This window comes from Sphingomonas sp. ERG5 (assembly GCF_000803065.1).
In the GTDB taxonomy this organism is placed as follows: domain Bacteria; phylum Pseudomonadota; class Alphaproteobacteria; order Sphingomonadales; family Sphingomonadaceae; genus Sphingomonas.
In genome coordinates, this window is the sequence record NZ_JSXI01000047.1 from 1 (window position 1) to 10326 (window position 10326).

11 protein-coding genes are annotated in these 10326 nt (G+C 64.5%); 7 read left to right on the forward strand and 4 right to left on the reverse strand.

Annotation, left to right across the window (positions count from 1 at the left end):
- From OO12_RS29155 to OO12_RS16305, 4 genes are all read left to right on the forward strand, one after another.
- Positions 1 to 236: hypothetical protein (locus tag OO12_RS29155; protein WP_235364831.1), on the forward strand; the 236-nt coding region annotated here is incomplete at its 5' end.
- Positions 237 to 406: 170 nt separating this feature from the next.
- Positions 407 to 784 (forward strand): nuclear transport factor 2 family protein, encoded by a 378-nt coding sequence (locus tag OO12_RS16295; protein WP_327196030.1) that lies wholly within the window; start codon positions 407 to 409, stop codon positions 782 to 784.
- A 74-nt stretch (positions 785 to 858) separates the two neighbouring features.
- A complete protein-coding gene (locus OO12_RS16300; protein WP_034159796.1) occupies positions 859 to 2511 on the forward strand; it encodes an inorganic phosphate transporter in 1653 nt (550 codons plus the stop codon).
- Positions 2512 to 2680: 169 nt separating this feature from the next.
- On the forward strand, positions 2681 to 3967 hold the full coding sequence (locus OO12_RS16305) for an MFS transporter (RefSeq protein WP_052215954.1): 1287 nt from the start codon (positions 2681 to 2683) through the stop codon (positions 3965 to 3967).
- Between the two features lie 73 nt (positions 3968 to 4040).
- On the opposite strand, the gene rsmD is transcribed toward OO12_RS16305, so the two are convergent.
- Together rsmD and OO12_RS16315 are read right to left on the reverse strand one after the other, a co-directional pair.
- Entirely contained in the window at positions 4041 to 4577 is a 537-nt protein-coding gene (gene rsmD / locus OO12_RS16310; RefSeq protein ID WP_034159789.1) for a 16S rRNA (guanine(966)-N(2))-methyltransferase RsmD, read from the reverse strand.
- 4 nt (positions 4578 to 4581) lie between these two features.
- Positions 4582 to 5910, reverse strand: coding sequence for a pseudouridine synthase (locus OO12_RS16315; protein WP_443024571.1), 1329 nt, complete (start codon positions 5908 to 5910; stop codon positions 4582 to 4584).
- Positions 5911 to 6169: 259 nt separating this feature from the next.
- On the opposite strand from OO12_RS16315, the gene OO12_RS16320 reads away from it, so the two are divergent.
- Positions 6170 to 6601, forward strand: a complete 432-nt coding sequence (locus OO12_RS16320) for a response regulator (RefSeq protein ID WP_034159791.1) — start codon at positions 6170 to 6172, stop codon at positions 6599 to 6601.
- On the opposite strand, the gene OO12_RS16325 is transcribed toward OO12_RS16320, so the two are convergent.
- Positions 6598 to 7737 (reverse strand): aromatic ring-hydroxylating oxygenase subunit alpha, encoded by a 1140-nt coding sequence (locus OO12_RS16325; protein WP_034159792.1) that lies wholly within the window; start codon positions 7735 to 7737, stop codon positions 6598 to 6600. The two genes, OO12_RS16320 and OO12_RS16325, sit on opposite strands and share 4 nt — an antisense overlap.
- A gap of 63 nt (positions 7738 to 7800) precedes the next feature.
- Between OO12_RS16325 and OO12_RS16330 the strand changes: the two genes are divergently transcribed.
- Positions 7801 to 9147 (forward strand): AmpG family muropeptide MFS transporter, encoded by a 1347-nt coding sequence (locus tag OO12_RS16330; RefSeq protein ID WP_034159793.1) that lies wholly within the window; start codon positions 7801 to 7803, stop codon positions 9145 to 9147.
- Entirely contained in the window at positions 9144 to 9893 is a 750-nt protein-coding gene (locus OO12_RS16335; RefSeq protein ID WP_034159794.1) for a tetratricopeptide repeat protein, read from the forward strand. The genes OO12_RS16330 and OO12_RS16335 overlap by 4 nt, the downstream gene beginning before the upstream one ends.
- Here OO12_RS16335 and OO12_RS16340 read toward each other — a convergent pair.
- Entirely contained in the window at positions 9890 to 10291 is a 402-nt protein-coding gene (locus tag OO12_RS16340; protein WP_034159795.1) for a DUF6628 family protein, read from the reverse strand. The two genes, OO12_RS16335 and OO12_RS16340, sit on opposite strands and share 4 nt — an antisense overlap.
- Positions 10292 to 10326 lie beyond the last annotated feature (35 nt).

Here is a 10326-nt window from a genome sequence, read left to right on the forward strand (position 1 = left end):
TTTCTGTAATTGTTGAATATTGTTCTTCATACTATTTTCTAAAAACTCTTGATGCTAAGGGACGGATGTCATTTTTAAATATAAGATTTGGTATTCTAATTGGATTGCCATTCATGATATATCTGCCCGATATTATAAAATTAGCAATTTTTGTAGTATTATTTGCCATATCTACGGCTTCGGTGCTTTCTTTCATTTATGTGAAATTACTCAAAGAGAGTGCGGGCATTAAATAGAATGAAGGGTATAATTCCTTGCGCTGATTGCCGGGGATACGGTGTTCCTGCTACTGGTGGTGCTCGAATTCGCGCTGAGCATATGATGCGATCGATGGAACGGTGATGATGATCTCGCCCTGCCGCGGGGCAATGCCATTTGGCGCGCATATGTGCTGAAGGAGATGCGAATGGACGTCGTCGGAAGCTGGCATGATTATATCGACGGCAATGACCCGGCGAAGCTCGATGCGCTGATCGCCGAGGATGCGGTGTTCCTGTCGCCCGCGGTGCATCGGCCACAGGCCGGCAAGGCGCTGGTGATCAAATATCTCAGCGCAGCGATGGTCGTGCTCAACAATGACAGCTTTCGCTATGTACACGAATGGCATGGCGAACGGTCGGTGGTGCTCGAATTCGCGCTGAGCATAGACGGGATCGAGATCGAGGGTGTCGATATGATCCGCTGGAACGATGCCGGACTGATCACCGAATTCAAGGTGATGCTGCGGCCGTTAAAGGCGCTGAATACAGTGATTCCGCTGATGGCGACGGTGCTTCAGGGCTGAACGGCCCGGGCCGGCCGGCCATGCCGGCGCCCGGCTGTCATGTGATTGTCACATTCGCGCGCAAGGGCGTGACCATGTCTACCACATTCCCCGCGGCCGTTACCGAGTCGCCGGAACTTGCCTTACGCGGCCGGTTCGACTCACGCTCGCATCCGATTGCGAAATGGGTCTTTATCGGTGTGCTGCTCGGCGGGCTCGTTTATGCCGGGCTCAGCGTGCTGACCGACACGCATGATGTAGGCGAACGGCTTGCGTTCGGGGCGTTTGCCTTTCTCGCGCTGGCGCTGGTGATCGCGCTCGGCTTCGAATTCGTGAACGGGTTCCACGACACCGCCAACGCGGTCGCGACCGTCATCTACACCAACTCGATGCCGGCGCATCTGGCGGTGGTGTGGTCGGGCTTCTTCAATTTCCTCGGCGTGATGCTGTCAAGCGGCGCGGTCGCCTATTCGATCATCACCTTGCTGCCGGTCGACCTGATCCTCAATGTGGGCAGCAATGCCGGCTTCGCGATGATCTTCTCGCTGCTGCTCGCAGCGGTGCTGTGGAATCTCGCGACCTGGTATGTCGGCTTGCCCAACAGCTCGAGCCACACGCTGATCGGGTCGATCCTCGGCGTCGGCCTGGCCAACCAGCTGATCCAGTCCGGCGCCAAGGGCGGCACCGCCGGCGTCGAATGGAGCCAGGCGTACAAGGTGCTGACCGGGCTGTGGATGGCGCCGTTGATCGGCTTTGCCGCGGCGCTGCTGCTGTTGTTCGTGATGCGGCGCGTGGCGCGCAACCCGAAACTCTACAGACAGCCCGATGAAGGCGCGCCGCCGCCCCGGGGCATTCGCGCGCTGCTCATCTTCACCTGCACCGCGGTCAGCTTCGCGCATGGCGGCAATGACGGGCAGAAAGGCATGGGCCTGATCATGCTGATCCTGATCGGCTGCGCGCCGACCGCTTATGCGCTCAACCGCTCGCTGCCGACTTCGGCAACCCCGGCCTTCGTTGCCGCCGCGACCAGCGCGGGCGCGACCTTCGACGCCAAAGCGGGCGGCGTGACGGTCGCTCCGGCCGAGGCACGCGGCGTGCTGACCCGGGCGCTGCAAGTCAAAACGGTCGATACGCCGCAAGTCTATGCCGCGATCGAGACCGTGTCGCGCGGCCTTGCACAGCGCGTCGGCAATTATGGCGCGCTGCGTAACGTGCCAGCCGAAGCGACGCCGAACCTGCGCAACGACATGTATCTGGTGCTCGACACGACCAGGCTGATCACCAAGGCGAAGGACGCGGGCACGCGCTTCAGCGAGCCCGAGTTGAAAGCGATCGGCGCATATCAGGGCATGCTCGAACAGGGCACGCGATTCATCCCGCTCTGGGTCAAGATCACTGTCGCGATCGCGCTGGGCCTCGGCACGATGGTCGGGTGGAAGCGGATCGTGGTGACGGTCGGCGAGAAGATCGGCAAGAACCACATGACCTATGGCATGGGCGCGTCGGCTGAGATCGTTGCCGCGTCGGTGATCCTGGCGGCCGAGCGCTTCGGCTTGCCGGTGTCGACGACGCATATTCTCACCTCCGGCGTGGCGGGTGCGTCGGTCGCCAATGGTCATGGCTTGCGAGCGCGGACGATCCGCAACATGGCGCTTGCCTGGGTCATGACGCTGCCGGCGGCGATGTGCCTGTCGGGCGGGCTCTACTGGCTGATGCTGACGATGGTGCAGACCAGCGCGGCGCACTGAGTCGATTTTTGTTCGACCACCCCGGCGGTTCCTGGAGCGTGGTCGGGGTTGAGCGGGGGCATCTTTCCCCGTTCGGGCTGAGCTTGTGGTGGGCGTGTATCCGCCTTCCTTCCGCTTCGACGGATGTGCCGGGCTTGACCGACGTCGTGCGTCGCGCGAACGCTGCGGCATGACAACCAGCTCCCCAGCCGCTCATCCGATGAAAGCGCAGCGCCGCGTGCTGCTTGCGAGCCTGATCGGGACCTCGGTCGAGTTCTATGATTTCTACATTTATGCGACGGCGGCTGCGCTGGTGTTCGGGCCGCTTTTCTTTCCTTCGGAGAGCCAGTCGGCGCAATTGCTGCTGTCCTATGCCAGTTTCGGCCTGGCCTTTTTCGCGCGGCCGCTGGGCGCCGCGATCTTCGGGCATTTCGGCGACCGGCTGGGGCGCAAGTCCACGCTGGTCGCCTCGCTGATGCTGATGGGCGGATCGACCGTGCTGATCGCGTTCCTGCCCGGCTATAATCAGATCGGCTGGGTCGCGCCGTTGATCCTGTGCGTGCTGCGCTTCGGGCAGGGGCTGGGGCTGGGTGGCGAATGGGGTGGAGCGAGCCTGCTCGCGGTGGAGAATGCGCCGCGTGGCTGGGAGAATCGCTATGGCATGTTTCCGCCGCTTGGTGCGCCGATCGGTTTCATTGCCGCCAATGGTTTCTTCCTGATCCTCGGCGTGCTGTTGACCGACGAACAATTTCGCGACTGGGGCTGGCGGTTGCCCTTTCTGGCGAGCGCGGTGCTGGTCGGGCTGGGACTATGGGTGCGGTTGAAGCTGACCGAGACGCCGGCGTTCCTCGATGCGGCGGCGCAGGAAGCTTTGCCCAAGGTGCCGCTGGCGTCCTTGCTGCGCACGCATTTGCGGCCGACGATCGCCGGGACGGTCGGGGTGATCGCGTGCTTTGCGCTCTTCTACCTGACCACCGCTTTTGCGCTGAGTTACGGCACCACCACGCTGGGTCATGGTCGACAGGTGTTTCTCGGGCTGGAGATCGGCGCGGTCCTGTTCCTCGCGCTCGGGGTGATCATGTCGTGCATCTGGGCCGACCGCCGGGGTGCGGCGGCGATGCTCAAACTGGGCTTTGCCGGATGCGTGATTGCGGGCCTGTTGATGGGGCCGATGCTCGGCGCCGCGTCGCTGTTCGTGGTGTTTGCCTGGCTGGCCTTCGCGCTATTCGCGATGGGCTTTGCCTATGGGCCGCTCGGTGGTTGGCTGCCGTCGCTGTTCGAGCCGGGGGTGCGCTATACCGGCGTATCGGTGACGTTCAATCTCGGCGGGATCGTCGGTGGGGCGTTGGCGCCGATCTTTGCGCAGATGCTGGCCGAACGCGGTGGGCTCAATCTGGTCGGCGCATATCTGGTCGTGGCTGGCGTGTTGAGCCTGGGCGGGTTGATGCTGTTGAAGCGGCCCCCCACTGCGATCTGATTTCCGCCTCCGATCGTTTCGAGCGACGCCGCTCGAAACGACTGGGGCTCGAAACGTACAGGGAAGAGCGCGCTTAAACGGCGCGCAGGATCGTCAGCTTGGCCTTGCCGTGGACCCGCTCGACGTCGATCGCGAAGCCGTCGACCGCAACTGTCTCGTCGCGTGCGGTTTCGATGCTGATCCAGGTCGCCGGGCCGGTCCAGCCAAGGCGCGACAGCTTGTCGAGTGCGACCGCGCCGGCGCCGGTGCCATAAGGGGGGTCCATCAGGATCAGGTCGAGCGGCTGGGTGATGCGGGCCAGAGCGAGCACCGATTGCGGACGGACATCGCCTTTCGTCTCGAGCTTGGCGAGATTGGCGCGCAATGCGTCGAGCGCCGCCTTGTCCTGCTCGACGAACACGCAGCTCGCCGCGCCACGCGACAATGCCTCCAGGCCAAGCGCGCCCGAGCCGGCGAACAGGTCGGCCACGGCCAGTTCCTCGAAACCGCCCAGCCGGCTGGTCAGCATCGAGAACAAGGCCTCGCGGGTGCGGTCCGCGGTGGGGCGGGTGGCGTCACCCTTCGGCGCAATGATCTGGCGACCGCGCCAGGTGCCGGCAATGATGCGCATGCTCTTACTTCCGCGTTTTCGGTGGGCGCGCCGGGCCGCCGGGCTTGCCGCCGCCGCGAGGTTTGGTCGGGCGCGATGACGGGCGGGCATCGGCACTGCGTTCGGCGCGAGGGGGACGGGCCGGGCGGTCGCCGTGCGGCGACCGCGCATCGGGCTTGGCGCGGACGTTGCGGCCCAGTTCGGCATTGAAGACGCGCTTGGGCCGATCGCCGGCCTCACCGCCCGCGCCCTGTTTGGGCTTGGCGTCGTAGAAGCGCTTCGGCTTGGGTGCCGCACCGCTGACGGGGCGGGCATCGCGCGCGGGGCGCTCACCTGCACCCGGTGTCGTATCGGGTGCCCAGCCACTCGGTTTCTGGCCACTCGGTTTCTGGCCGCCCGGTTTCTGACCACGAGGCGCGCGCGGGGGCCGCGCGTCAGTGAAGGATTCGCGGTCGGCGCGCGACGCCGCGGCGCGATCGATGCGCGGGGCCGGCGCCTTGGGACGCGCGGGCCGCTTGTCGCCGAGCGCGACCGGTTCGGGACGCGGCGCCCTTGGCCCAGCCGATGGGACGCGCCGATCGCCCGGCGCTTCTGCACGGCGCGGGGCGGACGAGGGCGGCCGCCGCGCGCCGGCCACGACCGGTGTGGGCCTCGGTCGGGCGCTGTACTTCTCGTCCTGCTTCAGCCGCTCGGGCGGCGGGTTGCGGGTCGGGTTCTTGCGGAACGCGACGACGTCGTGCTGGCGCACTTCGCCGATATCGCCCGGTGGCAGATCGCCGAGCACGAACGGACCATAACGGGTGCGGATCAGGCGCGAGACCTTGAGCCCGAGATATTCGAGCACGCGGCGCACTTCGCGATTCTTGCCTTCGGTCAGGATCATCTCGATCCAGACATTGGCGCCGGTGCGGCGTTCGAGATTGGCGTTGATCGATCCGTAGCGCACGCCCTCGATCTCGACGCCATGGATCAGGTCCTCGAGCTGCGCCTGAGTCACCGTGCCATAGGCGCGCGCGCGATAGGCGCGCTCGACGCCGGTCGCCGGCAGTTCGAGCTGACGCTTCAACTCGCCATCGGTGGTGAGCAGCAACAGGCCCTCGGTATTGAGATCGAGCCGGCCGACGGGCACGAGGCGCGGCAGATCCTTGGGCAGCTTGTCGTAGATGGTCGGGCGGCCACCCGGATCACGTTCGGTGACCAGCAGGCCCGAAGGCTTGTGATAGAGGAACAGCCGAGCGGGCGCCGCGGCCTGGACCGGGTTGCCATCGACGGTCACGCCGGCCAGCGATGTCAGGATCGTCGCGGGCGTATCGATGGCGACGCCATTCAGTGCGACGCGGCCTTCCGCGATCATGCGTTCGACTTCACGCCGCGAGGCGATGCCGGCGCGCGCGAGCAACTTGGCGATGCGCTGCGAATCCCTGGGCGAAGATTCCCTGGGTGCGGCATTGGGGGGCTTATTCTGGGTCACATTCCGGCTGATACAGGCAAAATGCGGGGTGACCCGAAAAAAATGTTGCGGCAGATCGCGCTGCGGCGCGTTAAGGGACGCAGGCGTAACGAGGTTATGGGGATTCTTCCCGGACCGGAGTGTAAAGGCGGACCCCCGGACGATGTTGTTCGGCAAGAAAAAACGGCGAATTTGCAAGCTGTTGATCGTGGAAGACGACCCATTGGTAGCGTTCGACACGGAACATTTCCTGCGTGAAGCCGAATTCGAGATCGTCGCCACGGTCGATCGCGTCGTTGACGCGATGTCGGTGATTCGCGACGGGCACGAAATCGACCTGGTGCTGGTCGATATCAGCCTGGCCGATGGCAGCGGCATCGATGTTGCGCGCGAGGCGCATGCGCATGGCTTGCCGGTGATGTTCGTGACTGGCGATTGCCCGGCGGGCGGGCAGGATGTCGCGGTGGGCTGCCTGGCCAAACCTTATGCGCAGCGCGACCTGCTCACCGCGATCGACGTGATCGAGGCCGTGCTCGAAGGCAGGAAGACCAGGCGCTTGCCGAGTGGGCTGAAGCTGTTCGAAAAGGCGGCTTAGAGCCGCGCTTCCACTTCGTCGTGAAAGTGGCGCATGCCGGTTTCCAGCGTGCCCAGCGTCAATCGATCGATCGCCCCCGACGCCAGTCCTTCCTGGCCAAGCGCAGCGGCACGGAAGTCTTCCGACGCGAACACGCCGCCATCGAGCAGGTTCCAGCTCTTCTCCCAATGCGCGAGCGCCTTCGCGGTCGCCGGCGCCTCGGGGATCAGCATGAAGTCCTCGACCAGCACGCGGCCTTCCGATTGCGGCATCAGGGTCATCAGGTTCATGTAATCCGGGCTGACGATCAGCACGGTGCCGGGAAACATCTGATAGGTGTAGGTCATCGCGGCGCGCAGCGTCGGCCAGTCGTCCGACTGGGCCGCCGCCAGCGCCGCTTCGCGCCCGACCACCGAACGCTGGTGCGGGCCGATGCGGTCGCCGGTCGAGACCCCGTCCTTGAAGAACGGACCAATGGTGGCGGCGTGAAGCCGCAGCACATGATAGCTTTCGAGAAACGCATCCATGATCAGCTTCCAGTTCGCCGCGACATCATGCGTGCGGCGGCGGAACAGATATTGGCCGGCCATATCGAACGCGTCGAAATCATGGCCCAGCGCCTCGGACTCGGCGAAATCGGCCTGCTCGTCGAACGCGAACCAGATCAGCCCGCCGGCCTCGCGCGTCGGCAAGCGCTTGAGCCCGAACCGCGTCTTGTCCAGGCCGGGGAAGGCGTCGGGCCGGGGTAGGCCGGCGAGCGCGCCATCGAGAGTGTAGCTCCAGGCATGATAGGGACAGGTCAGGCGCGGTGCGCAGACCGCTTCGCCACCTTCGACCAGCCGCGTACCACGATGCTGGCAGACATTGAGAAAGACGTGCGCCAGGCCATTCTTGTCGCGCGCGATCAACAGGGGCTTGCCGAATCCGTCGTGCGGGACGGCCATATTGTTCCGGGGCAGCAGCGCGGACGGCGCGATGACCAAAGGCAGTTTGGAAAAGATTCGCTCCTGCTCGGCCGCATGGCGGGCCGGGTCGGTGTAAGCGGTGGCATCGATATGGGTAATACCGGCATTGGAGCGTGACCCGCCATTCGCCAGGATGGCGGCGAGCGCAAGTTGGCCCTCGGTTGGTCGCGTGATCTTCACGGGGGCGTTCATGACGCTTCCTCTCTCCATTTTTGACGCTAGTCTCTGCCCCTTGAGCGCGGGGAGCAAGAGTTGATGGACGGTGTGGTGGACGGCGAACGCAAAAGCGTGCTCGCGACAATGGCGCCATATCTGCGGGCACGTCCGCTCGCGGCACTCCTGCTCGGCATATCGAGCGGCTTTCCGCTCGCGTTGCTGCTCGGCACGATGACTTTCTGGCTTGCGAAGGTCGGCATCGAGAAGAAGACGATCGGGTTCGCGATCGGACTGACCACGCCCTATGCGCTCAAGTTCCTATGGGCGCCGCTGGTCGACCGGTTGAAGCTGCCCATTCTCACCGGGCTGTTCGGTCAGCGCCGGGCGTGGCTGTTCTTCGTTCAGGCGCTGCTGTTTGGTTCGGTCTGGATGCTCGGCGCGAGCCAGCCCGAAATGCATCTCGGTGTCTTCGCCTTCTGGGCCATCACGACGGCGTTTCTCGGGGCGACTCAGGATATTGTCATCGATGCCTATCGTATTGAAATCCTGTCCGAAGAAGAATTGCCGCATGGTACGGCGAATAATCAGTTCGGTTATCGCCTCGGTGCGTTCTTCGCCGGTGTCGGGACGATCGCACTGGCCTCTCCCGAGGGCCTGAACCTGGGCTGGGCGGTGGCGTATGGGCTTACTGGCTTCTGCATCATACCGGGCATCATCGCGGCATTCTGGGCCGGACCCGGCAGCCATGACCGCGTCATCCCACAGGAACGCCAGTCTGCCGCGCAATGGATTCAGGCGACGCTGATCGGGCCGTTCGCCGAATTCCTCAAACGACGCGGCGCGATCCTCATTCTGCTCTTCGTGCTGGTGTACAAGCTGGGCGATGCGATGGGGCAATCGATGCTCAACCCGATGATCGTCGAACTGGGGTTCTCGGACACCGAATTCATCGCGATCAACAAGCTGATCGGCTTTTGGGGGTTGATCATCGGCATCGCGCTCGCCGCTCCGTTCATGGCGTGGCTGGGCATGGGGCGCGCCCTGTTCATTTCCGGCTTGCTGATGATGTTCAGCAACCTGATGTTCGTGATTCTCGCACTCCAGGGACATTCGGACACCTGGCTGATCATTGCGGTGGCGACCGAACAGATCACCAGCGGCATCGGCCTGACGGTGTTCGTGACCTATTTGTCGGGCCTGTCGAACCTTGCCTATACGGCAACGCAGTTCGCGTTGCTGTCGTCGCTCGCGTCGGTCGGGCGCACCTGGCTGTCGGTCCCGGCCGGTTATGCCGCCGAGCAGTTCGGCTGGCCGGGCTTCTGGATCATGACCATGGTCGTGGCGTTGCCCGGCATGATCCTGCTCTGGGTGCTGTGGCAGCGTGGTTTTGTCGTCGAGAGTGTGCGGAAAGCCGGCGCCGGCGCCCGGGTGAGCGACGACGAATGATCATCTATCTCGCGATTCTCGCCGTTCAGGTGATGCTGATCATTGATGTGATCCGCAACGGCCGTAACCAATTGTGGATCATGGCGCTGATGTTCCTGCCCGGGCCGGGAACGATCGCCTATCTGGCGATCGAGGTCTATCCGCGGCTGCGAGGCAACCGCCATGTCCGCACGGCGCGCGCGAGCGTGGTCGCGAAGCTTGATCCGGAACGCGAGGTTCGCGCGGCGCGGGATGCGCTCGACCTGGCCGATACCGCCGCCAACCGTATCCGGCTGGCCGATGCGCTCGCCGAACTGGGCCGGTACGACGATGCGCTACCCTTGTACCGCGAAGCGACCGAGCGCGGGCCGATCGACATGCGGACCGGCGAGAAGCTGGCGCGTGCCCAGTTCGAGACCGGCGCGGCGGCCGAGGCATTGGCGACGCTCGACGCGAATCCCGCACCGAGTACCCAGAGCGATCGCGACCGACATGGCCTGCTTCGGGCGCGTATTTTCGAGCTGCTCGGGCGTAAGGAGGAGGCGCTTGCGCTGTACGCCGATCTCGTCACCCGCTTGCCCGGTGAAGAGGGGCGTTGCCGCTACGCCGCCTTGCTGCTCGACCAGGGCTGGGAAAAGAAGGCGCGGGCGGTGTTGGAGGAGGTCGAAGGACGGATGAAGCGCCTTGACCGGCAACAGCGCGCGGCCGAGGCGGATATGTACCGCTGGGCGACCGAGAAACTCGCGGCGCTCCGCGTGCGGGGTTAGGCCGCGATCGGCCGGCCCGCATCGGCAAAGGCTTGAGTCACCGCGGTCGCGCTGGCCAGCACGCCATCGGCATGGCGTAGACCAAGCAGGTCCGCGAGCAGCAAATGCGCGGTTTCGGGTGCTGTTTCGGTGCGTGCCAGCACCGTCAGCAGGATGCTTTCCGCCGGGGTCATCCGCCCACAGCAACAGGGGGCGATCGAGATCGGGCACTGCGCCGCGCTGGCCAGATCGGCCATGAAAGCGCGCATCAGCACCAGCGGCCGGCGGAAACTCTCCCCGAAGCCAGTGATCATGGCGTGCGTGGCGGGAGCATCGGACAAGCCCCGCGCGCCCATCCTGCGCATCGCAAAGAGAGCCAGCCGGGCATTGGCGCAAGGCGGCACGGCGTGCGGCAGCAATGTCGCATGGGTCGCAACAGGGTTGGGTGCCGGGT